A 21,103-nucleotide genomic window follows, 5' to 3' on the forward strand; every position below is an offset into this window, starting at 1 on the left:
CGTCAGGTCGAGGCTACGGCCGGCGAGCGCACGCCACGCCCGCGGCCGTTCCGGCCGGACCGGCCGCGGGCGATCGACAGGGCGTTTGGCACCCGAGGCGGCGGCGGTGGAGGATACGAGGGTGTCAGCGGAGGCGGGGCCGGCCATGAACGGCGGCCCGGACGAGAAGGTCCGGCGGGTCCGGCTTCCCGCGGACCGGCGTACGCCCGCCGCGGCCCGAGCGCTGGTCCGGTCCGTCCTCGCCGAGGCGGACCTGGACGAACTGCTCAACGAGGCGCTGCTGCTCACCACCGAACTCACCACGAACGCCGTGGAGCACGCCCGCACCGAACTGGACATAGAGGTCGAGGCGGACGCAACCGGACTGACCGTGATGGTCACCGACTTCGCTGCCGGTCCGGTCGAGGAGCTGGTGGTAGGCGTGCGCAACGTCGCGTCCGACATCAACGAGGTGGCCGAGCGCGGACGCGGGCTGCTGCTGGTGGATCACTTCGCGAGCCGGTGGGGCACCACCTACCTGCCGACGGGCAAGGGCATCTGGTTCCGGCTCGACCGACCCGACGCGGTGCCGTCCGCCCAACTGGTCGCGGGCGAGCCCCGCGCGGCGGTCACCGTCCCGGTCGTGGCCGCGGGCGACACCCCGAGCGCCACCGCGATGAGCGAGCTGATGCAGATCAGCCCCGACCCGTACGCGGACGATCCGCTGGCGGAGTTCGCTGCCGGGCTGCTGGCCCGGCTCGCCGAGATGGTGGGCGCGGCCGGCGGCGTGGTCCGGCTGGACCGGGGCGACGGCCAGGGCAGCCAGGTGCTCGCCCGGTACGGCCGGCAGCCCCGGGAGGAGAACGAGCTGCTCCGGATCCCGCTCGCCGTGCACCGGCCGTACGCCGGCGAGCTGGAGCTGGACGCGGCGCCCTCGGCGTACGCCCGGCCGCTGGCGGTGCTGGCCGGCGAGCGGCTCTCGCTGCACCTGGAGAACGACCGGCTGCGCCGGGCGGACGTCCGCCGGTCGGCCTGGCTGACCTTCCTCGCCGAGGCGAGCGAGCTGCTCGCCCAGTCCCTCGACGTCGAGCTGACCATGGCGCTCATCCCGCAACTGGTGGTGCCCCGGCTGGGCCAGTGGTGCGCGGTGCACACCACCGACGAGTGGGGCCGGCTGCGGCTCGCCGCGTCCAGCCACGCCGACGAGTCGGTGCTGCCGCACCTGCACCGGGTGCTGCAGGAGACCGGGCCCGACTCGATCCAGGCCCGGCTTCGGGAGGCGTCCCGGAACGCGGCCCAGGTGCCGCTGAGCGGGCCGATGGAGGGGTTCGCCGTACCGCTGATCGCCCGCGGGCAGCGGCTCGGCACCCTGGCCGTCGGCCGCCACCAGGGGCACCGACACGACCCGTCCGAGGTCTCGGTGCTGGAGGACGTGGCGCGGCGGGCCGCGCTCGCCATCGAGAACGCCCGCATCCACGCGGAGCGCCGACGCGTCGCCCAGGCCCTCCAGCAGTCCCTGCTGCCGCCGGTGCTTCCGGTGGTCGAGGGCATCGGCTTCGCCGCCGAGTACGTCCCGACCGGCGACGACGCCGAGGTCGGTGGCGACTTCTACGACGTGCTGCCGCTGCCGGACGGCCGCTGGCTGGTGGTCATCGGCGACGTCTCGGGCAAGGGCGTGCAGGCGGCGGCGGTGACCGGCCTCGTCCGGGACGTGATCCGGGTGCTGGCCGGCGACGGCAAGCCGCTGCCGGAGGTGCTGGTCCGGCTCAACGAGACACTGGTCGAGCGGGGCAGCGGACGATACTGCACGCTGGCGCTGGCGGCGGTCGGGCCGGGCGACGGGGACCAGCTCGACGTGTCCCTGCACCTGGCCGGGCACGACCGCCCGGTGCTGCTGCGCGGCGGCGGTGGGGCCGCCTTCGTCGGCACGGGCGGTACGGCACTCGGGCTGCTCGACTCGATCACCACCCCGACGGCGGAGATCCCGCTCGGTCCGGGTGACGCGCTGATCTTCTATACCGACGGGGTCAGCGAGCGTCGGCGCGGCCGGGAACTCTTCGGCGTTGAACGGCTGCGCGAGTCGGCGGCCCCGCTCGCCGGCTACTCGGCGGACGTGCTGGCCGCCCGGCTGCGTGCCACGGCGATCGGCTTCTCGGTGGAGGCCCCCCGCGACGACATCGCCATTCTCGTCCTCCGCAACGACGCCCTCTGACAGACCCGGGGTCAGAGGCCGCCGGGGAGGCGGCCGGGGGCCAGGCGCTGATGCGGGTCGAGGTGGGCCTTGGCGGCCCGGAGGCGGGGCAGGGCGGGCAGCTCGCCCCAGAGGTCGACGGCCCGCCGGACCGGGGCGGGGGCGGAGACCACCACACAGCGACCCCGCCGGGCGAGGAGCACCCCACGGACGGCGGCGAGGATCGAGGCCACCCGATCGGGTGCCAGCGAGCCGGGCAGTGCGGCGTGCACCGTGCCGATTCCGGCGGAGCCCCGGACCGGCACCGACGTGCCGGCCGCGTCGCGTAGCGCGTACACGGCCGCGTGCAGGTCGTTGATGGGCACCTCGATGCGCAGCGCGGTGTCGCCCGGGGCGAACGGGTAGTGCCCCCACCACTCCGGCGCCGAGTGCCCGACGACCGCCTCGCCGCCGAGCAGGGCGGTAAGGCGCTCGGCCCGCTCCGTGACGTCCGCCGGGCCGCCCTCCAGCAGCACCACCAGGCTGCCCGTCGCGGCTGGCCGCGTCGACCGCCCGGTCACCGCCGGATGGTCGGGCCGCCCGACCACGGACGGGTGGGACGGATGCACCCGCCGGCGCGGCAGCGGCACCGGCACGGGAAGGTCCAGCTCGACGGCCGCCGGGTCGAGCCGGGCGGCGAGCACCGCCCGGACCAGGTCGTGCACCTCCAGCGGGGTCCACACCGGGCGGGACACCCAGACCCGGCTGGCCGGCACGGCCTGCACCCGCATGGTGGCCGACACCAGCACTCCCAGGCCGCCCTGCGAGCCGCACAGCAGCCGGGTCACGTCCAGCCCCGGCAGGTCGGCCCGGCCGAAGAGCGCCGCCGCGCCCCCGCCCGCCGGGGCCGCGCGCCCGAGGTGCGTGGTGCCGGACTCGCCCACGCTGACCAGCTCTCCGTCGGCGTCCAGGTAGCGGACCCCGGCGAGCTGGGCGCACGGAGTGCCGTGGCGGTGCCGGAGCGGGCCGGACTCGTCGGCGGCGAGCACCCCGCCCAGGGTCGCGCCCGGGGAGGGTGCGTCGACCGGCAGCCGCTGGCCGGTGCGGTCCAGTGCCGCCTGGACCGCCCGCAGCGGGGTCCCGGCACCGATCTCGGCCAGCGGCGAGCCCTGCGGCTCGTGCCAGACCCCGGCGAGCCGGCCGGTGTCGAGCAGGATGTCGACCTGCGCCGGAGCCGCACCCCAGTCGATCTTCGTGCCGGCACCTCGGGGCACGACCGTGAGGTCGTGCGCGGCGGCGAGCCGCAGCACCTCGGCGGCGGCGTGCGGGCCGCCCGGCACCGCCACCCAGCGGGCCGTCCGGCCGGCCACCTCGTCGGCCGGACCGGCGAACCGGGCGAAGGGCGGACCGCAGATCTCCACCAGTCGCCGGGTGATCTCGAGGGCTCCGGGTCGGTTCGTGGAACTCGCTGCAGCCGCCATGGCGATTATCGTACATGTGTTCGAAAGCGATGGCGGCAGATCGCCGAACATCGCCCCCGCTGACGGGCGGAGCGCCTCGGAGTCCGGAATGCCCACCGGTCGGCCGGTAATCTGACCCGCGTGACCACCGAGACCCCCGACAACTCCAGCTCGGCTGGCGGCCATAATTCGGCCTCCGCGCCGCTAGGCGGCACTCCGGACCGAATGACGGCCGGTCTGTCGCCGCGCCGCGACCTTGAGCCGTCGCCCGTGCCCGTCGCCAAGCGCGTCCCGACCGAACGCACCCACCATGGCGACACCGTCGTCGACGAGTACGCCTGGCTCACCGCGAAGGACGATCCCGAGACGGTCGCCCATCTGACCGCGGAGAACGCGTACACCGAGGCGCGGACCGCGCACCTGGCGGAGCTGCGCGAAGCGCTGTTCGAGGAGACCCGCCGGCGCACCCAGGAGACCGACCTGTCGGTGCCCACTCGCAAGGGCGGCCACTGGTACTACACCCGCACGGTCGAGGGCCAGCAGTACGGCGTGCACTGTCGCCGCGCCGTCCGGGACGGCGAGACCGCGCCGCCGATCAGCGCCGACGGCACCCCGCTCGACGGCGAGGAGGTGCTGCTCGACGGCAACCAGCTCGCCGAGGGGCACGACTTCTTCGCCCTCGGCGCGTTCGACGTCAGCCCGGACGGGCGCTGGCTGGCATACTCGACGGACTTCGCCGGGGACGAGCGGTTCACCCTGCGGGTCAAGGACCTGAGCACCGGCGAGGTGCTCCCCGACGAGGTCCCGGACACCTTCTACGGCACCGCCTGGTCCAGTGACGCCTCGACGCTCTTCTACGTCACCGTGGATAACGCCTGGCGGCCGCACCGGGTCTGGCGGCACACCGTGGGCACCCCGTCGAGCGAGGACGTGGTGGTCCACCAGGAGGACGACGAGCGGTTCTGGGTGGGGGTCGAGCTGACCCGCTCCGAGCGGTTCGTGGTCATCGACATCCACAGCAAGATCACCAGCGAGGTACGGGTCGTCCCGGCGGCCAACCCCACCGGCGAGCCGGCCATCATCGCGCCGCGCCGGCAGGGCGTCGAGTACGCGGTGGAGCACCACGGGCACCGGTTCCTGATCCTGCACAACGACGGCGCGGAGGACTTCGCGCTGGCGTTCACCTCAGCGGACACGCCCGGCGACTGGACGCCGCTGATCGAGCACTCGCCGGGCACCCGGCTGGAGGCCGTCGACGCGTTCGAGAACCACCTCGTCGTCTCGCTGCGCAGCAACGGGCTGACCGGGCTACGGGTGCTGCCGATCGGCGGCAGCGACTCCTACGACATCGACTTCCCGGAGCCGATCTACAGCGTCGGGCTGGACGCCAATCCCGAGTACCGCACCTCCGAGCTGCGGCTGCGCTACACGTCGCTGGTCACCCCGGACTCGGTCTACGACTACGACCTGGTCACCCGCCAGATGGTGCTGCGCAAGCAGAAGCCGGTCCGCCCCGGCCCGGACGGGCGGGCGTACGACCCGGCCGACTACGAGCAGCACCGGGACTGGGCGCTCGCCGACGACGGCACCCGGGTGCCCATCTCGCTGGTCTGCCGCACCGGCACCCCGCGCGACGGCTCCGCCCCCTGCGTCATCTACGGCTACGGCTCGTACGAGGCGAGCATGGACCCGTGGTTCTCCATCGCCCGGCTCAGCCTGCTCGACCGGGGCGTCATCTTCGCCGTCGCGCACATCCGCGGCGGCGGCGAGCTGGGCCGGCGCTGGTACGACCAGGGCAAGCTGCTCGCCAAGAAGAACACCTTCACCGACTTCGTGGCCTGCGCCCGGCACCTGGTCAAGGCCGGTTGGACGGCCAGCGACCGCCTGGTGGCCCGGGGCGCGTCGGCCGGCGGCCTGCTGATGGGCGCGGTCGCCAACCTCGCCCCGGACGCGTTCGCCGGGATCGTCGCTCAGGTGCCCTTCGTGGACGCGCTCACCTCGATCCTCGATCCGTCGCTGCCGCTCACCGTCACCGAGTGGGAGGAGTGGGGCAACCCGCTCGACGACCCCGAGGTCTACGCGTACATGAAGTCGTACACCCCGTACGAGAACGTGGCCCCGGTCGACTACCCGGCCGTCCTCGCGGTCACCAGCCTCAACGACACCCGGGTGCTCTACCACGAGCCGGCCAAGTGGATCGCCCGGCTGCGGGCGGTCGCGCCGCAGGGCGACTACCTGCTCAAGACCGAGATGGGCGCCGGCCACGGCGGCCCGAGCGGGCGCTACGACGCCTGGCGCGAGGAGGCGTTCATCAACGCCTGGATCCTCGACCGCCTCGGCCGCGCCTGAGGTGTCAGGAGGGGCTCCTGCTGGCGCCTGCCGTGCAGCAGGAGCCCCGCCTTGCACTCATCCGGCGAGCGCCGACGCCAGCACCGCCGGATCGACGTTGCCGCCGGTGACCACCGCGGCCGTACGCCCCGACGGCAGCTCGTCGGGGTGGAACAGGCGGGCGGCGACGGCCACGGCTCCGCTCGGCTCGACCACCAGCCGGGCCTCGCGGACCAGCCGGCGCATCGCCGCGGCGATCTCCTCCTCGGCCACCGTGACGATGCCGTCGAGGCGTTTCCGCAGGTGGGCCAGGGTCAGCTCGGAGAGGTTGGTGCGCAGCCCGTCCGCGCTGGTCCGGTAGGTCCGCTCGACGTCCCAGACCACCAGCTCGCCGGCGGCGAGCGACTCCTGGGCGTCCGCGGCGAGCAGCGGTTCCACCCCGACGACCACCGCCGACGGGCGCAGCGCCGTCACCGCGGTGGCGATCCCCGAGGAGAGCCCTCCACCGCCCACCGGCACCAGCACCACGTCCACGTCGGGCAGGTCCGCCACGATCTCCAGCCCGATGGTGCCCTGCCCGGCGATGATCCGCCGGTCGTCGAAGGGCGGCACCAGCGTGGCCCCGGTGTCGGCGGCGATCCGCTCCGCCTCCGGCAGCCGGCGGGCCCGCGGGACGAGCCGCACCTCGGCGCCGAGCGCCCGGATCTGGTCCACCTTGACCTGCGGCGCTCCCTCCGGGACGACCACCGTGCACCGGACCCCGAAGGCCCGCGCCGCGTACGCGAGGGCCTGCCCGTGATTGCCCGACGAGTGGGTCACCACGCCCCGGGACCGCGCGGCCGGGTCGAGCCGGGCCACCGCGTGGGTCGCGCCGCGCAGCTTGAACGACCCGACCGGTTGCAGGCTCTCCGGCTTGACCCACAGCTCGTCGTCCCACGGCACCGGCAGCAGCGGAGTACGCACCACCGTCCCGGCGATGTCGTCGGCGGCGACCCGGACATCCTCGATCGAGATCAGCTCCATCGGCCCATCCTGCCCGGCTCTGGCCTCGCCCGCCGCCCCGGCGCCCCGGCGCCCCTCATGATCACGCTCGATCGTGGAACGAGTCCCCTCGCACCGCGCCGGGGGCCACTACTTCCGGGTTCGAGCGCGATCTTGCGACAGGTCCCGCTCGTGCGGCACCTAGACTGCCCGGGTGAGCGAGGCCGAGGAGGGCGAGCCAGCCGGCGCGGACGTACCGTCGGCGGATGCGGGGCCGAGTGCGGCCCGGCGCGGCCCGACCTGGGTGATCCTGGCGGTGGTCGCGGCCGCCCTGGTCGTCTGCTGCTGCTCGGCGGTGATCGGCCTGGCCGTCGCCTGGTCCGCCGGCCTCTTCGGCGGTCGCTGATTCCCGCCGAGGCGTCGCGTCAGGTCGTCCGCAGTTCCTCCACCGCCGTGCTGGACCGCAGGAAGAGCAGGCCGACGCCGGCGGTCGCCAGCACGGCGACCAGGGCGCCGGCCGCGAGCCAGGCCAACTGCTCCACCGGTACGTGCGGCACCATGGTCATCTCCGGGACCCACTCCGTGCGGACGTACTGGGCGCGCGTCGCCGGGTCACTGCAGAGGGCCGCGCTCGCGTCACAGGTCTCCTGCGAGAAGCCGCCACTGCTCGGCGAGCCGAGAGCGCCCCGGATGAGCAGCAGACCGACGGTCAGTGCGATGGCGATCGCGGGCACCGCCGGCGCGAGCGACTGCCAGAGGATGGACCGACCGAGCGTGCCGCGCGGCACCCCGGTCGCGACCAGCGCCGCGTACGCCCGCCGCCGGGCGATGATCCCCTCCACCAGGGCGACCAGCAGCCCTCCCGCCGCGATCGTCATCGCCACCGCCACCGCCAGGTCGATCAGGTCCATGGTGCCGAGGTAGAAGTCGTCCGGACTGGGCATCCCGGCGCCCGTCCGGCCGTCGAGTTCCACCATCGCCAGGAAGTAGGCGCGGAACCCGGCGGCCCCGGCCCCGAAGATGAGCGCGGCGAGAAGCGCCGCGAAGGTCCGGCTGCCCGCCCACGGATCGGCCATCAGCCGGCGCGCGCCGAGCAGCGCGGCGGGTCTCCGGGTGTATCGGTGCAGCAGGCGACCAGCGGTGTGGGAGATCCAGCCGGTGCCGGTGACCACGCCGATCATGGCGGCCAGCCCGCCGCCGACCAGCAGTGTCGGCGGCAGCCAGAGCGGCGGCTGGCTGTGCCGCTGGTCATACCAGATCCCCACCGGCCGGAAGGCGGCGAAGGCGGCCAGGCCCAGGATGATCAGCAGGCCGGGCCAGGGCCAGGGGCCTCGGGTCCGCACCTTCCGGACCACGCCGAACGGAGTGGTCGCCACCCGACGGAGCATCAGCGCGGTGACCAGCGCGGCGACCACCGGCAGCCCGAGCACCAGCGCCGCCATCCCGGCGGTCGGCGGGTACACGTCCGTGGGCAGCGGGAGCCGGCCATGCGCGTCCGGCCGGTGCAGCAACCGGTGGCCGGCCAGGTAGCCGGCCAGCCCGGCCAGCGTGCCGAGCAGGCTCGCCAGCCCGGTCTCCGCCATGGCGACGAGGGTGACCTGGCCAGGGGTGGCCCCGGCCAGCCGGAGGGCGGCCAGCCGCCGGTCCCGGGCCGGGGCCCCGAGCCGGGCGCACTGCCCGGCCAGCCCCAGCACCGGGATGACCAGCAGCAGCAGGGCGAACGCGGTGCCGCCGCGCAGCCCCGGCTCGACCAGAAGCTGGTTGGCGTACTGCTCCGACCAGCGGTTTTCGTTGCCCGCGGTGGCCGGCGGCGTCGGGATGGCCAGCACGGTCAGCGCGGCCAGGCCGGCGAGGATGGCCAGGGCGGCGCTCAGCGCGGTCAGGGCCACCCGGGCCAGGTCGGTGCGGGTGCCGGCCAGGGCGAGCCGGAACACGGCGGTCGGCTTCACCGGTGGCCGCCCGGCACCGGCACTTCCAGACCCAGGCCCGACTGGTCCACCACGCCGTCGCGGAGCGCCACCTCGCGGTCGGCGTACGCCGCGATGCGCGGCTCGTGAGTGATCAGCAGGACGGTGGTGCGCTGCTCGCGGGCGAGCCGGACCAGCTGGGTGAGCACCTGCTCGCCGGTGAGCGTGTCCAGCGCGCCGGTCGGCTCGTCGGCGTAGAGCACCCGGGGCTCGGTGACCAACGCCCGCGCGGTGGCGCAGCGCTGCTGCTGCCCACCCGACATCTCACCTGGCCGGACGTCGGCGACCTCGGCCACGCCGAGCCGCTCCAGCCAGGTCAGCGCCGCGGTCCGCGCCTCTCGCCGCCCCGTGCCGGCGAGCAGTAGCGGAAGGGCGACGTTCTCCGCCGCGGTCAGCTCGGCGACGAGCTGACCGAACTGGAAGAGCACCCCGAAGTCGGTGCGGCGCAACCGGGACCGGGCCCCCTCCGACCAGGTGTCGATCCGCTCACCCCGCCAGGTGACCTGCCCGGCGTCGGGGCGCAGGATGCCGGCCAGGCAGTGCAGCAGGGTGGACTTGCCGCAACCGCTCGGCCCGGTGATGGCGACGATCTCCCCCTCCGCCACGTCGAGCGTCACGCCGCGCAGGGCGTGCGTCCTGCCGTACGCCTTGACCACACCGCGCGCTTCCAGATACGTCACGAGTGCACCTCCCGGTGCCAGTCGGCGACCCGCTCCAGGGTGGTGTGCAGCCACCGCAGGTCGGCGTCGAGATGGTTGATGGCGAAGTCGGCCGCGATCACGTCGTCGAGGCTTGCCGAGGGGGCGGCCTTCGCCGCCGTCAGCTCGCGGAGCCGTTCGGTGTGCGCCCGGCGCTGGGCGATGAGGTAGGACCGGGCCCGGTCGGGGTCGGCGACCATCAGCGCGACCACCACCTTGGCGAAGAGGGTGCTCGCCACGTGCGGCATGGGTGGCTCGACGGTGGAGAGCCACCGGTCGAGCGCGTCCCGTCCCTCCTCGGTGAGCGCGTACGCCGTGCGGTCGGGGCCGCTCTCGCGCTCCTGCCCCGCCGGGACCACCAGGCCGTCGCGCTGCAGCCGGGCGAGGGTCGCGTAGACCTGCCCGTAGGCGAGCGGGCGGGCCCGGGGCAGCCGCTCGTCGTGGGCGCGCTTCAGCTCGTAGCCGTGCCGGGCACCGCCGGCGAGCAGCCCGAGCACGACGTGCTGGGTGGACACAGGTGCCACTATTCACTCAGCGAATAGCAGTGTCAAGAGCGGCCCGCGCGGCGTGGTGCCACGCGGGCCGAGGGTTCAGGGCATCAGGGCGTCAGGGCATCAGGGCGTCCAGGACGGATCCCGGCCGGTCCGGCCGAGGAGACGATCCAGGTCGGTGGCGTCGGAGGTGCTGGGCACCGGTTCGCCGAAGGCACCCATCTGCTGGCCGGTGGAGCCCATCCGGTCCATGAAACCGTGCAGCGCGGCCAGCACCGGCGGATCGACGGCCAGGTGCTGACCGGTGGCCCGGGCCAGGTCCCAGCCGTGCACCGTGAGGTCGGTCAGCGCCATCTCGCCGACCGTCTCCTGCGGCAGCCCCATGCCGGGCGAGACACCCTCCAGCGCCGCCGGGTCCGACCAGGCCTCGGTCAGCCGCACGGTCTCCGCCGCGAACCGGTCCTGCCAGCCCTCGGTCAGGTGGTCGTGCTTCGCCGACCAGTCGACCTCCCGTCTCCGCGCGAGGTCCTGGAAGTTGACCACCACGTCGTAGAGGTGGCCGAGCAGGTCGCGCACCGAGTAGTCGATGCACGGGGTGGGCAGGTCGAGCTGGTCGTCGGAGATGGCCCGGACCACCGCCACCGTCCTGGGCGCGGCGACGGCCAGCAGCTCACTAGTCTTCGTCGTCATAGGGCCAGCGTATGAGGGTGGTCTTGGAAAAATGCGACACGAACCGCGGGGCGACCACTCGGGGATCCTCGATCCCGCCCGGATGCTGCGGCAGGTCCGCTTCCGCCGCCGGCTGCCCGCCCCGGCGCTGCGCCCGTACGTCGAGCACTACTGGCTGGTCGACTGGGACCTGACCGAGCCCTTCGACCAGCGGGTCGTGCCGCACCCGGCGGTCAACGTGGCGTTCCAGGCCCAACGGGGTGGCCCGGAGACCGGCGAGATCGCCGGGGTCGACACCGGCCTGTTCACCGTCACCCTCCACGACGCCGGCCGGGTCAGCGGGGTGCAGTTCCGCCCGGGTGGCTTCCGCCCGTTCTGGCGTCGGTCGGTGGCCGAACTGACCGGCCGTCGCCACCCTCTCCCCGCCGCCGAGCCGGTCTGCCCCGGTACGGACGACGACCGGTGCCGCCGGCTGGACGACCTGCTCACCGCCTGGGGGCCGGCACCGGATCCGCTCGCCGCCGAGGCCACCGCGCTGGTCGAGGAGATCCGCGCCGACCGGGGCATCCTGCGGGTGGACGACTTCGCGCGGCGGCACGGCGTCTCGGCCCGCCGACTGCAGCGACTCTTCCTGGAGCACGTCGGGGTCGGCCCCAAGTGGGTGATCCGGCGGTACCGGCTCCAGGAGGCCATCGAGCAGGCCGCCGCCGGGCCGCTGGACTGGGCGCGGGTCGCCGTCGACCTCGGGTACGCGGACCAGGCCCACCTGGTCCGCGAGTTCACCGCGGTCGCCGGTGTCTCCCCCGCCGCGTACGCCCGCTCGCTGATCGCCAACGGCGGCCGGTGACGCTTCGCAACGGCCAGGCCGAACGACCGCGCAACGGGACGTACCCCGGGGTCAACCGCGACGGACGGCGACCACCGCGACGTCGTCCTGGATCTCCGGCGGCGCCAGCTCGACCAGCAGCCGCTGGCAGAACTGGTCGAGGTCGTCGTCCACCCGAACGGCGACCGCGCCCAGCGCCGCCATCCCCTCGTCGATCGTGGCGTCCCGGCGCTCGATCAGGCCGTCGGTGTAGAGGACCAACGTCGCCCCGGCCGGCAGCACGAACTCCAGGTCCGGTGGGCGGAGCGCGCGGACGCCGAGCAGCGGGGCGGACTGCTGCACGAACTCCACCCGTCCCTCGCTGCTGATCAGGGCCGGCAGGTGCCCTGCGCTGGCCAGCCGGACCAGCCCGCTGCCCGGGTCCAGCAGCAGCAGGCAGATGGTGGCCAGCTCGCTCGGCAGCAGGGCGCGCATCAGCTCGTTGACCCGGTCCAGGATCACCCCCGGTGGGTGCCCCTCGACCGCGTACGCCCGCACCGCGTGCCGCAGCTCGGCCATCACGGTCGCGGCGTGCAGCGAGTGCCCGGCCACGTCGCCGATCGCCATCAGCAGGTGGCCGTCGAGCATCACCAGTTCGTAGAAGTCGCCGCCCACCTCGGTCCGGGCGCTCGCCGGCTCGTACCGGACCGCCAGGTCGAGGCCGACGATCTCGGGCAGCCGGCGGGGCAGCAGGCTGCGTTGGAGGGTCACCGCGATCCGGTGCTCCTCGTCGAAGGAGCGCTGGGCCTCCACCGCCGAGGCGATGGCCTGGGCGAGCTGCACCAGCACCGGCGTACGGACGGTCTGGGTGGCGGTGGGCACCACCACGTAGAGCGGGGGCCGGTCCTCGCGCAGCCGGGCGGCGGCCACGGTGACGGTGTCACCGGCAGGCCAGCCGACCAGGCCCCAGTTGCCCGGTTCGTCCACCCGGACGGTGGTGCCGATCGGCACTCCCGTGTCGTCCACGGTCCACGGCACCACCGCCGGTGGCTCGTCCGGCCCGGCGGCCACCCCGGCGAGGCAGCTTCCGTCGAAGGTCTCGGCGACCACCGCCGCCGGGCTCTTGAAGATCCGCGCCGCCCCGGCCACCGCCGCCTCCAACAGGCGGACGAAGTTCGGCGCGGCGTGCATCTGCACGGTGGCGTCGGCCAGCGCGGCCAGCCGCTCGGCGAGCAACTCGGCCCGCTGCCTGGCCTGGTAGTAGCGGAGCACCGCGTGGGCGGTGGCGACCAGCTCCTCCGGCTCGATCGGCTCGGCCAGGTACGCGTCCGCGCCCCGGGTCAGCCCCTGTGCCCGGTCCACCACGTCCACGGCGTGCGCCGAGACGTGGACCACCGGGATCACCGGGTAGGACTCCTTGATCCGCTCGCACACCTCGAAGCCGCTCATGTCGGGCAGCCGCACGTCGAGCACCACCAGGTCGACCCGGTCGGTCGCCATCCGGGCCAGCGCCTCGGTGCCGTTCTCCGCCTCGATGGTCACGAACCCGGCCCGGCTCAGCCAGCTGACCAGCAGATATCGCTTGGTACGACTGTCGTCGACCACCAGTACGGTCGCCGCCCCGCCGTCCACCGTCACGCTCCGCCCACGGGAAGGATCACTGTGAAGGTGCTGCCCCGACCGGGCTCGCTGGACAGCTCCAGCGTCCCGCCGAGCAGCTTGACCAGCCGGCGCGCGTACGGCAGGCCAAGACCGGTGCCGCCGACCCGGACCGCGCCGGGCACCTGGTAGAACTCCTCGAAGACGCGCTCGTGCAGCTCCGGCGGGATGCCGACGCCGGTGTCGGAGACCGCCAGCCACCACGAGTCGTTCCGGCGTTCCGCCCGCAACCGGACCTCGCCCCGCTCGGTGAACTTGAGGCCGTTGTGCAACAGGTTGCGCAGCACCTGGGCGAGCAGCACCTCGTCGGAGCGGACGGTGGCGTGGGCCGCCGGCTCCTCCACCACCAGCTCGACCTCGGGCCGGGTGGCCAGCGCCCGCAGCGTGCCGCGGAGCTGCCCGAAGACCGCCCGCAGGTCCACCTCCGCCCAATTCGGCTCGATCCGGCCCGACTCGGCCTTGGCCAGGTCGAGCAGTTCGTTGACCAGGGAGAGCAGGTCGTCCGCCGACGAGCGGATCAGCCCGACCTGCTGGGCCTGCTCGGCGGTGAGCGGATCGGAGGCGGAGTCGGCGAGCAGCCGGGCCAGCCCGATGATCGCGGTGACCGGGGCACGCAACTCGTGGCTCACGTTGGCCAGGAACCGGCTCTTCGACTCGCTGGCCGCACGGAGCTGGGCGGACTTCTCGTCGAGCTCGGCGTAGAGGGCCACCACGCCCCGGTTGGTCTCCTCCAGCTCCTCGGTGAGCTGGTTGTAGAGCGCCATCACGCCCCGGTTGGTTTCCTGAAGTTCGGAGTTGAGCACCTCCAGCTCGTCGCGGTGGCTGCGTACCTCGTCGAGGGCCGCGATGAGCTGGCCGTTCTGCGCGGCCAACTCGTCCAGGGCGGTGCCCGGGGCGCTGCTGGCCAACTCGGCGCGTAGCTCGGCGAGGCGCTCCGGCGGCAGCGCCGGTGCATGGGCCGGGACACGTCGGGACATCCTCACGACGGTATCCCCCTCGTCCGCAACCACGGCCAGCCTGTCCACCAGGCGCGCCACCGCGCCGGACTGTGGCTCGTACCGGCCGCCGGGCAACGGACGCACCGGGGCGAGGTCCACCCGGAGCACAGGTCGGCCGGTGGGGGCGCCGACGTCGACCGTGAACGTGACGTCCGCGCCGTCGACCGCCTGCAGCAGGTCCCGGGCCACCTCGCTGAGCGCGGTGGCGAGGCGTACCTGGTCCTGGTTCTCCAGCCCGACGGCGGCGGCCACCTCCCGCCCGCGCTGCCGGACCAGGAAGATGTCCTGCTCCACCCGGAGGGACATCTGGAGCAGCGGGTCCGGCGGGTACGACTCGGTCATGGCTCCGCCCGGGCGACCAGGACGCCGGCGTCGTCGCGGCGGATCCCGGCGTCGCGGAGCAGGACCGCGGCGGCCACCAACGGCGAACGCCCGGCGAGGCCGGGGTAGTCGGCCACGTCCCAGCGGTCGACCACGCCGTCGGTGTGCATGACCAGCGTCGCCCCGCGCGGGAACGGATAGTCGTACTCGCGCACCGCGGGGCGCTGGTGACCGGCGATACCGGGCAGCGAGACCAGGCCCCGCCGCCGCTCATTTGGCACCACGATCATGGCTGCGATGTTGCCCAGTCCGGCGTACCGGAGCAAGCCTGACGCGGGGTCCGGCTCGGCCACGGCCAGCGCGGCGCCGCGGGTGTGCGACATGGCGCGGTGCAGGTGCTGCACCACGGTGCTCGGCGGCCCGGCCGGGGCGGTCCGGAACGCGGTGATCGCCGCCTCGGTGGCAATCGCCGCCAGCGGCCCGTGCCCGAGACCGTCGCAGACCAGCACCTGGCGTCGGCCGTCGGCCACTCGTACGGCGTATCCGTCGCCGCTGACCTGCTCGCCGGTGATCTGCCGGATCAGCCCACCGGCCCAGTCCGGCTCCGGCGGCGGCCCGTCCCAGACCTGGACGGCGAGTACGGTGCCCCGGCCGGGCAGCGAGTATCCGTCGAACCAGCTCGCCTGCCGGACGATCGCGCCGAGGCCGATCCCGAGCGTGCCGGTGGTGGAATGCCCGTCCACCGAGGAGAGGGCGAGGTCCGGCATGCCGGGGCCGGAGTCGATCGCCACCAGTTCCACCCCGGCCCGGCCGCCCCGACGTACCGGCCGGAGCAGCAGCGTCCCCTCCTGGGCGTGCTTGACCAGGTTGCTGGTGAGTTCGGCGGTGACGATGGCCAGGTCGGCGGTGCGCTCCTCGCTCAGCTCCAACTGCCGGCCGAGGCGCTCCGCCGCCCGGCGTATGCCACTGGCCGCGCCGCCGCTCTCCACCCGGAACCAGAGACCGTGGTCGGCGACCACGTCCCCGCTCATCGGGACCACTTGGTGATGGTGATCCGGGTGCCCTCGCCCACGGCGGTCTTGATGTCGAAGTCGTCGACCAGCCGGCGGGCGCCGCTCAGCCCGAGTCCGAGCCCGCTGCCGGTGGTGTAGCCGTCGGTGAACGCCAGGTCGAGGTCGGCGATGCCGGGCCCGTCGTCGGCGAAGACGATGCGGACGCCGCGTCGGCGGCCATCGTCGACCGTGGCGACCTCGGCGGTGCCCCCGCCGCCGTAGATCAGCGTGTTCCGGGCCAGCTCGCTGGCGGCGGTGACCAGCTTGGTCTGGTCGACCAGCGAGAGCTTGACCGCGACCGCGGTGGTACGCACCAGCTGCCGGACCCGTACCACGTCCTCGTCAGTGCGGATCGCCTGGGTCGACGGCACACCCAGGTCGACACCGGTGGTCATGACGTGGCCGTCGTCTCGGCGTCTTCGTCGCCGTCCGCCTCGTCCCACTCGTCGGCGCGGGCCGCCGCGATCAGCTCCATGCCGCGCTCGACGTTCAGCGCGGTGCGGATGCCGCTGAGCGACAGTCCCAGCTCGACCAGGGTGATGGCGACGGCGGGACGCATCCCGACCACCACGGTCTCGGCATCCAGCACCTTGGAGATGGACGCGATGGTGGAGAGCATCCGGCCGACGAACGAGTCGACGATGTCCAGCGCCGTGATGTCGATGATCACGCCATGGCAACCGGTGGCGACGATCCGCTCGGCCAGATCCTCCTGGAGCTGCATCGCCGTCTGGTCGGACATGTCGACCTGGATGGAGACGAGCAGGATTTCGCCGATCTTGAGAATCGGCACCCGCTCCATCAGGATTCCCGGCGCGGGCGGCGGGAGGTGGTCTCGACGCCGGACAGCCGCAGCACGTGGCGCAGCGCGTCGGCGAGGCTGGCCTTGGTGGCGATGTCGCCGAACTCGATGCCGAGCGCGACGATCGTCTGGGCGATCTGCGGCCGGATGCCGGAGATGATGCAGTCGGCGCCCATCAGCCGGGCGGCCACCACGGTCTTGAGGATGTGCTGGGCGACCTGGGTGTCCACCGCCGGCACGCCGGTGATGTCGATGATCGCGTACGGCGAGCCGGTGTCGACCAGGGCCTGGAGCAGCCGCTCCATCACCACCTGCGCGCGGGCCGAGTCGAGGGTGCCGACCAGCGGGACGGCGACCACGCCCTCCCAGAGCTTCACCACCGGGGTGGAGAGTTCGAGCAGCTGCTCCGCCTGGTCGGCGATGAGGCTCTCCCGGGTGCGGACGTAGCTCTCGAAGGTGAACAGCCCCATCTGGTCGATCAGGGCGGAGTAACCCACATAGTCGCGGAGCGTTTCCGCGCTCTGGTCCGCCTCCATCAGCTCCAGCAGGGCGTCTTTCAGCGCGAACACGCTGATCGCGGTCTCGCTGGCGCTGAAGCCCTGCCGGGCCCGCCCCGACGACAGCTCGGCCAGCACCGCGCGCAGCTCACCGCCGTGCTCGTCGGCCAGGTCGGTGAGCCCGTGCTCACCGGCGTCGATCATGCTGCGGTGCAGCTCCCGCACCTGCCGGGCGAGTTCCGCCTGGCTGAGCCGACCCCGCAGGGAGCTGGCCACGATTTCCGTCCAGCGCGCGGTCAACCGGTCGGCGTGCTCGGTGAGCAGTCGGGCGAGACGACCACTCTGTTCGGCGCTCAGCGCCATGGCGACCTCCCTGAACTCTGGACCGGGCCGGACTCTATCACCGGAGCCGGTCGCACTCCTTGTCACGCGGCAAAGAATATGACCGCCGGCCGGCGCCGGCCGCTCCCCGCCGCTCCCGCTCTGCGTTCCACCCGCTTTGTGGGATACCGTTCCACCGAACAGGAGGTCGGCGAATGTCCCTGACGGTGCACACGGAACAGCGCGGCGACGTGGTCGTCGTGTCGGTCGCGGGCGAGCTCGACATGGCCACGGCACCGCAGCTCCAGGACCAGATCACCGATCTGCTGGACAAAGGGCGCAACCGCCTCGTCTTCGACCTGGCGGACGTGTCTTTCTGCGACTCGACCGGGCTGTCGGTGTTCGTGCGCGCCAAGAACAGCTGCGACGAGGCCGGCGGCGTGGTCCGGCTGGCCGCCCCGCAGCGCGGTGTGCTCCGCATCCTGGAGGTCAGCGGCCTCGTCGAGGTGCTGCAGACCTACCCGACGGTGGACGAGGCCGTGGCGGGCGACCCGAGCCCGGCCTCCTCCTGACCGTCCCGCGTCAGCTCGTCCTCGATGTAACGGGGACGGGCGATCACCAGGCCCGCCATCGTCTGCACGGCGAGGGCCACCAGCAGGAAGCCGATCGGCGCCGTCCAGCCCCCGGTCGCCTCGTAGAGGATGCCGACCAGCAGCGGACCGAGCGCGGCGATGAGGTAACCGGTGCTCTGCGCGAATGCCGACAGCGCGACGGTGCCCTCGGCCGTCCGGGCCCGCAGCCCGATGGTGGTCAGGATCAGCGGGAACGCGCCCTGGCCGAGAGCCAGCAGCAGCACCCAGAGCGGCGCGAGGCCGTGCGGCGCGAGGGCCAGGCCGATGTACGAGGCCGTGGAGAAGGCGGTCAGCGAGAGCACCAGCGGGCGCAGCGTCGGCAGCCGGCCGGCCAGGGTCGGCATCATCAGCGCCACCGGCACGCCGAGCGCGGTCACCCCGGCGAGCAGCAGCCCGGCGGTCTCGGGCGCGTACCCGGCGTCCCGGAAGAGCTGGGCCAGCCAGCCCATGATCGCGTACCCGCTGAGCGACTGCGCCCCGAAGTAGATCGCCATGGCCCAGCCGAGCCGGGTCCGCGCCGGCCGGACCCGCGCCGGGTGCGTGGCGACCGCCGTCGGGGTCGCGGCCCTGCGCGCGGCGTTCGCGCGCAGCGCCAGCGGCACCCACGCGAGTACGGCCAACGCGGCCAGCCCGGCCCAGACGCCGAGCCCGGCCCGCCACGAGCCGAAGGCGTGGGCCACCGGCACCGCCGAGGCCGCGGCCACCGTCGTGCCCACGGTCAGCGCCATCGTGTACGCCCCGGTGACCAGCCCGGTGCGGTGCGAGAAGTACTGCTTGACCAGCATCGGCAGCATGATGTTCGCGATCGCGATGCCGGCCAGCGCGAGCGCGCTGGTGAGCACGAAGACCGCTGCCGAGTCGGTGACCACCCGGAGCACCTGCCCGGCGGTGAGGGCGATCATGGCCAGCACCAGCACCCGGGCGGCCGGCCAGCGGCGGACCAGCCACGGGGTGAGCGCGCCGAGCCCGGCGAAGGCGATGGTGGGCAGGGTGGTGACGAAGCCGGCCATCGTGCCGGAGAGGCCCAGCCCACCGCGGACCTCGTCGAGCAGGGCACCGAGGCTGGTCACCGCGGCGCGCAGGTTGAGCGCGACCAGCAGCATGCCGACCAGCACCAGCACGCCGCCGGTGACCGGGCGCGGCGGCGTGACCACCGCGGGAGCCGGGCCGGGCGTCACGTCGATGGTCGGCGCGGTGAGCCCGGCGGCCCGGTCGGGGGCGGGCGCATCGGTGCAGGTGGCTGGCGGCGTCATGAACTCCAATCTACAATCATGGGATGAATTTCGGCAGGAGTTGTAACCGGTGACACCCTCCGTCGATTCGGTCGCCGTGCCCCCGCGCGGCCACCGGGTCCGCCAGACGATCGAGCAGCTCCGGGCCCGGATCCTCGGCGGCGAGTGGCCCGTCGGCGGGCGGATCCCCACCGAGCCGCAGCTGGTCGCCGCGCTGGGCGTGGGGCGGAACACGGTCCGTGAGTCGGTCCGCGCCCTGGTGCACGCCGGGGTGCTGGAGTGCCGCCAGGGCTCCGGGACGTACGTGGTGTCGACCGACGAGCTGGCCCCGGTGGTGGCCCGCCGGCTCACCGACGACCGGATGGCCGAGGTGATCGAGGTTCGGCGCGCTTTCGAGGTGGAGGCGGCCCGGCTCGCCGCGCTGCGGCGTACCCCGGAGGACCTGGCGGCGCTCGACGGCGCGCTCGCCGACCGGGAGGTCGCGTGGCGCTCCGGCCGGGTGGACGACTTCGTGGAGGCGGACGCCGCGCTGCACAGCGCGGTGGTGGCCGCCGCGCACAACGCCATGCTGGCCGAGCTGTACGCCTCGGTCGGCGCCGCGCTGCGCAGCACCGTCGCCCAGGCGATGGGCGAGGCACTGGAGCCCGAGCGGTACGTCGACCACGGCCGATTGGTCGACGCGATCCGGGACGGTGATCCGGCGCGGGCGGCGATCGAGGCCGGCGCTTTTCTGGAGGCCCCGTCCGGGGCATAGGTTGTCCCGGACGGAAAACCGGACAGCACGGGAGTGTGAATGCTCAAGGGCTTCAAAGACTTCATCATGCGCGGCAACGTCGTCGACCTGGCGGTCGGTGTCGTCATCGGTGCCGCGTTCACCGGCGTGGTCACGGCCTTCACGACCTCGTTCCTGAAGCCGATCATCAAGCTGGTCGGTGGCGGCAATGACCAGTTCGCAGGGGCCTGGGAGATCAGCAGGGGCAACTTCATGGACTGGGCCGGGTTCATCAACGCGGCGATCACCTTCCTGATCACCGCTGCGGTGCTCTACTTCCTCGTGGTGTACCCGATGAACAGGCTCGCGGAGCGGCGGCGGCGCGGCGAGGAGCCGCCGCCGAAGGCCCCGAGCGAGGAGATCAAGCTGCTCACCGAGATCCGGGACGCGCTGCTCGCCGGCAGCCACGCCACGCCGGTCCAGCGGGGCGCACTGGACGACGCGCTGGGCCGCCGGCAGGAGCCGCCCGCCCCGCGCTGACGTACCGCCCGCCCGTCCGGCCCCCGTGGGAATCCCGCGGGGGCCGGCGTGTGTCGAACACATGTTCGATAGAGTCCCCGGTCATGGAGCAGCGCAGGCACTGGTGGAACGGGAAGTGGGGACGGCTGGCCCGGCGGGACGTCTTCCTCCGGGTGGACGGCGACCGCTGGCACGTCGAGCAGCGCGCCGGCGGCGCCGAGGGAGTCTCCCGGTTCTACGAGTACGACAGCGTGGAGGAGGCGGAGGACACCATCCGGGCGCTGCTGGAGGGGCCGGACACCTGGCGCGAGCTCTCGCCCCGGCCGCCCAGCGGCTGGACCCCACCCGTTTAGCGCCGGGTCGGGCCGGGAACCGCGCCTGTATGAGCCAGCGGGGCATGCAGCAGCAGGAGGCCATCTCCCGGGTCACCACCGGCATGCGCGTGGTCGACTCGGCCGGCGTCGAGGTCGGCACCGTGGATCTCGTCCAGCGGGGCGACCCGAACGCGGTGACCGTGCAGGCGCCCGCCGGGATCGACCCGGGTGGCAGCCTGAACGAGCTGATCGAGTCGGCGGCGGTCGAGGAACCGGACGTCCCCGCCGACCTGGCCGCCCGGCTGCTGCGCAGCGGCTACCTGAAGGTCTCCACCGAGCTGGCCCGGACCGGCGCGGTCTACGTGCTGGCCGACCGGATCACGGCCGTCACCGACGACGGGGTACGCCTCGACGTCCCGGCCGAGGCGTTGCCCGAGGAGGAGTGAACGGTTCGCTGTCGACCTGATGTCGTAGACGATTCAGGCCGACGTACCGC

General features: G+C 73.7%; 22 protein-coding genes. 9 read left to right on the forward strand and 13 right to left on the reverse strand.

The genetic code is table 11. The annotated features are described in order from the left end of the window. Window positions 1-121 precede the first annotated feature (121 nt). Window positions 122-2,191 (forward strand): SpoIIE family protein phosphatase, encoded by a 2,070-nt coding sequence (locus ACNAVT_RS09900; protein ID WP_416294912.1) that lies wholly within the window; start codon window positions 122-124, stop codon window positions 2,189-2,191. 11 nt (window positions 2,192-2,202) lie between these two features. Here ACNAVT_RS09900 and ACNAVT_RS09905 read toward each other — a convergent pair whose 3' ends face one another. After that, the gene (locus ACNAVT_RS09905; RefSeq protein WP_416294913.1) at window positions 2,203-3,630 is read right to left on the reverse strand and encodes an FAD-binding oxidoreductase; all 1,428 of its coding nucleotides are present in this window, start codon (window positions 3,628-3,630) and stop codon (window positions 2,203-2,205) included. A 204-nt stretch (window positions 3,631-3,834) separates the two neighbouring features. Here ACNAVT_RS09905 and ACNAVT_RS09910 point away from each other — a divergent pair, with 204 nt between their 5' ends. Then, a complete protein-coding gene (locus tag ACNAVT_RS09910; RefSeq protein ID WP_416295194.1) occupies window positions 3,835-5,958 on the forward strand; it encodes a S9 family peptidase in 2,124 nt (707 codons plus the stop codon). Between the two features lie 57 nt (window positions 5,959-6,015). Here the strand turns inward: ACNAVT_RS09910 and ACNAVT_RS09915 are convergent, their stop codons facing one another. Continuing rightward, complete coding sequence (locus tag ACNAVT_RS09915; protein ID WP_416294915.1) at window positions 6,016-6,960, reverse strand: threonine ammonia-lyase; 945 nt, start codon at window positions 6,958-6,960, stop codon at window positions 6,016-6,018. Between the two features lie 172 nt (window positions 6,961-7,132). On the opposite strand from ACNAVT_RS09915, the gene ACNAVT_RS09920 reads away from it, so the two are divergent. After that, window positions 7,133-7,324, forward strand: coding sequence for a hypothetical protein (locus ACNAVT_RS09920; RefSeq protein ID WP_416294917.1), 192 nt, complete (start codon window positions 7,133-7,135; stop codon window positions 7,322-7,324). Window positions 7,325-7,343: 19 nt separating this feature from the next. Here ACNAVT_RS09920 and ACNAVT_RS09925 read toward each other — a convergent pair whose 3' ends face one another. The 4 genes from ACNAVT_RS09925 to ACNAVT_RS09940 all read right to left on the reverse strand — a co-directional run bounded on the left by ACNAVT_RS09925 (window position 7,344) and on the right by ACNAVT_RS09940 (window position 10,764). Then, window positions 7,344-8,867 carry an FtsX-like permease family protein gene (locus tag ACNAVT_RS09925; protein ID WP_416294919.1) on the reverse strand — a complete coding sequence of 508 codons (1,524 nt, stop codon included), beginning with the start codon at window positions 8,865-8,867 and terminating at the stop codon, window positions 7,344-7,346. Beyond that, the gene (locus tag ACNAVT_RS09930; RefSeq protein ID WP_416294921.1) at window positions 8,864-9,565 is read right to left on the reverse strand and encodes an ABC transporter ATP-binding protein; all 702 of its coding nucleotides are present in this window, start codon (window positions 9,563-9,565) and stop codon (window positions 8,864-8,866) included. The genes ACNAVT_RS09925 and ACNAVT_RS09930 overlap by 4 nt, the downstream gene beginning before the upstream one ends. Continuing rightward, window positions 9,562-10,098, reverse strand: a complete 537-nt coding sequence (locus ACNAVT_RS09935; protein WP_416294923.1) for a PadR family transcriptional regulator — start codon at window positions 10,096-10,098, stop codon at window positions 9,562-9,564. Before ACNAVT_RS09935 ends, ACNAVT_RS09930 begins: the two co-directional genes overlap by 4 nt. 99 nt (window positions 10,099-10,197) lie before the next feature. Continuing rightward, window positions 10,198-10,764 (reverse strand): TIGR03086 family metal-binding protein, encoded by a 567-nt coding sequence (locus ACNAVT_RS09940; RefSeq protein ID WP_416294925.1) that lies wholly within the window; start codon window positions 10,762-10,764, stop codon window positions 10,198-10,200. A 31-nt stretch (window positions 10,765-10,795) separates the two neighbouring features. On the opposite strand from ACNAVT_RS09940, the gene ACNAVT_RS09945 reads away from it, so the two are divergent. After that, a complete protein-coding gene (locus tag ACNAVT_RS09945; RefSeq protein WP_416294926.1) occupies window positions 10,796-11,590 on the forward strand; it encodes a DUF6597 domain-containing transcriptional factor in 795 nt (264 codons plus the stop codon). 51 nt (window positions 11,591-11,641) lie between these two features. Here ACNAVT_RS09945 and ACNAVT_RS09950 read toward each other — a convergent pair whose 3' ends face one another. From ACNAVT_RS09950 to ACNAVT_RS09975, 6 genes are read right to left on the reverse strand one after another with little or no spacing between them, the layout of a single operon-like run. Then, the gene (locus ACNAVT_RS09950) at window positions 11,642-13,180 is read right to left on the reverse strand and encodes a SpoIIE family protein phosphatase (RefSeq protein ID WP_416295195.1); all 1,539 of its coding nucleotides are present in this window, start codon (window positions 13,178-13,180) and stop codon (window positions 11,642-11,644) included. A 2-nt stretch (window positions 13,181-13,182) separates the two neighbouring features. Then, the gene (locus tag ACNAVT_RS09955; RefSeq protein WP_416294927.1) at window positions 13,183-14,547 is read right to left on the reverse strand and encodes a sensor histidine kinase; all 1,365 of its coding nucleotides are present in this window, start codon (window positions 14,545-14,547) and stop codon (window positions 13,183-13,185) included. Further along, a complete protein-coding gene (locus ACNAVT_RS09960; protein ID WP_416294929.1) occupies window positions 14,544-15,557 on the reverse strand; it encodes a SpoIIE family protein phosphatase in 1,014 nt (337 codons plus the stop codon). The genes ACNAVT_RS09955 and ACNAVT_RS09960 overlap by 4 nt, the downstream gene beginning before the upstream one ends. Next, entirely contained in the window at window positions 15,554-15,973 is a 420-nt protein-coding gene (locus ACNAVT_RS09965) for an anti-sigma regulatory factor (protein ID WP_416294930.1), read from the reverse strand. Before ACNAVT_RS09965 ends, ACNAVT_RS09960 begins: the two co-directional genes overlap by 4 nt. Next, window positions 15,970-16,380 carry an STAS domain-containing protein gene (locus ACNAVT_RS09970; protein ID WP_416294932.1) on the reverse strand — a complete coding sequence of 137 codons (411 nt, stop codon included), beginning with the start codon at window positions 16,378-16,380 and terminating at the stop codon, window positions 15,970-15,972. Before ACNAVT_RS09970 ends, ACNAVT_RS09965 begins: the two co-directional genes overlap by 4 nt. After that, complete coding sequence (locus ACNAVT_RS09975; RefSeq protein ID WP_416294933.1) at window positions 16,380-17,240, reverse strand: STAS domain-containing protein; 861 nt, start codon at window positions 17,238-17,240, stop codon at window positions 16,380-16,382. Before ACNAVT_RS09975 ends, ACNAVT_RS09970 begins: the two co-directional genes overlap by 1 nt. Before the next feature lie 173 nt (window positions 17,241-17,413). On the opposite strand from ACNAVT_RS09975, the gene ACNAVT_RS09980 reads away from it, so the two are divergent. Next, on the forward strand, window positions 17,414-17,770 hold the full coding sequence (locus ACNAVT_RS09980) for an STAS domain-containing protein (RefSeq protein ID WP_416294936.1): 357 nt from the start codon (window positions 17,414-17,416) through the stop codon (window positions 17,768-17,770). On the opposite strand, the gene ACNAVT_RS09985 is transcribed toward ACNAVT_RS09980, so the two are convergent. Continuing rightward, window positions 17,716-19,083 (reverse strand): MFS transporter, encoded by a 1,368-nt coding sequence (locus ACNAVT_RS09985; protein ID WP_416294939.1) that lies wholly within the window; start codon window positions 19,081-19,083, stop codon window positions 17,716-17,718. The genes ACNAVT_RS09980 and ACNAVT_RS09985 overlap by 55 nt on opposite strands. Window positions 19,084-19,132: 49 nt before the next feature. Here ACNAVT_RS09985 and ACNAVT_RS09990 point away from each other — a divergent pair, with 49 nt between their 5' ends. The 4 genes from ACNAVT_RS09990 (at window position 19,133) to ACNAVT_RS10005 (ending at window position 21,053) form a co-directional block, all read left to right on the forward strand. Continuing rightward, complete coding sequence (locus tag ACNAVT_RS09990) at window positions 19,133-19,816, forward strand: FadR/GntR family transcriptional regulator (protein ID WP_416294941.1); 684 nt, start codon at window positions 19,133-19,135, stop codon at window positions 19,814-19,816. A gap of 39 nt (window positions 19,817-19,855) precedes the next feature. Then, window positions 19,856-20,314, forward strand: coding sequence for a large conductance mechanosensitive channel protein MscL (mscL, locus tag ACNAVT_RS09995; protein WP_416294943.1), 459 nt, complete (start codon window positions 19,856-19,858; stop codon window positions 20,312-20,314). Between the two features lie 83 nt (window positions 20,315-20,397). Beyond that, window positions 20,398-20,646 (forward strand): hypothetical protein, encoded by a 249-nt coding sequence (locus ACNAVT_RS10000; protein ID WP_416294945.1) that lies wholly within the window; start codon window positions 20,398-20,400, stop codon window positions 20,644-20,646. 44 nt (window positions 20,647-20,690) lie between these two features. Next, window positions 20,691-21,053, forward strand: a complete 363-nt coding sequence (locus ACNAVT_RS10005; protein WP_416294946.1) for a hypothetical protein — start codon at window positions 20,691-20,693, stop codon at window positions 21,051-21,053. The last annotated feature ends 50 nt before the right edge of the window (window positions 21,054-21,103 follow it).

It is taken from the genome of Micromonospora sp. SL4-19 (genome assembly GCF_047921475.1).
Lineage (GTDB): Bacteria > Actinomycetota > Actinomycetes > Mycobacteriales > Micromonosporaceae > Micromonospora.

Coding starts and splice junctions, on each gene's coding strand:
- ACNAVT_RS09905 (WP_416294913.1), bottom strand. CDS start 3,630: ATGGCGGCTGCAGCGAGTTCCACGAACCGACCCGGAGCCCTCGAGATC.
- ACNAVT_RS09910 (WP_416295194.1), top strand. CDS start 3,835: ATGACGGCCGGTCTGTCGCCGCGCCGCGACCTTGAGCCGTCGCCCGTG.
- ACNAVT_RS09915 (WP_416294915.1), bottom strand. CDS start 6,960: ATGGAGCTGATCTCGATCGAGGATGTCCGGGTCGCCGCCGACGACATC.
- ACNAVT_RS09940 (WP_416294925.1), bottom strand. CDS start 10,764: ATGACGACGAAGACTAGTGAGCTGCTGGCCGTCGCCGCGCCCAGGACG.
- ACNAVT_RS09945 (WP_416294926.1), top strand. CDS start 10,796: ATGCGACACGAACCGCGGGGCGACCACTCGGGGATCCTCGATCCCGCC.
- ACNAVT_RS09955 (WP_416294927.1), bottom strand. CDS start 14,547: ATGACCGAGTCGTACCCGCCGGACCCGCTGCTCCAGATGTCCCTCCGG.
- ACNAVT_RS09960 (WP_416294929.1), bottom strand. CDS start 15,557: ATGAGCGGGGACGTGGTCGCCGACCACGGTCTCTGGTTCCGGGTGGAG.
- ACNAVT_RS09965 (WP_416294930.1), bottom strand. CDS start 15,973: ATGACCACCGGTGTCGACCTGGGTGTGCCGTCGACCCAGGCGATCCGC.
- ACNAVT_RS09970 (WP_416294932.1), bottom strand. CDS start 16,380: ATGGAGCGGGTGCCGATTCTCAAGATCGGCGAAATCCTGCTCGTCTCC.
- ACNAVT_RS09975 (WP_416294933.1), bottom strand. CDS start 17,240: ATGGCGCTGAGCGCCGAACAGAGTGGTCGTCTCGCCCGACTGCTCACC.
- ACNAVT_RS09980 (WP_416294936.1), top strand. CDS start 17,414: ATGTCCCTGACGGTGCACACGGAACAGCGCGGCGACGTGGTCGTCGTG.
- ACNAVT_RS09985 (WP_416294939.1), bottom strand. CDS start 19,083: ATGACGCCGCCAGCCACCTGCACCGATGCGCCCGCCCCCGACCGGGCC.
- mscL (WP_416294943.1), top strand. CDS start 19,856: ATGCTCAAGGGCTTCAAAGACTTCATCATGCGCGGCAACGTCGTCGAC.
- ACNAVT_RS10000 (WP_416294945.1), top strand. CDS start 20,398: ATGGAGCAGCGCAGGCACTGGTGGAACGGGAAGTGGGGACGGCTGGCC.
- ACNAVT_RS10005 (WP_416294946.1), top strand. CDS start 20,691: ATGCAGCAGCAGGAGGCCATCTCCCGGGTCACCACCGGCATGCGCGTG.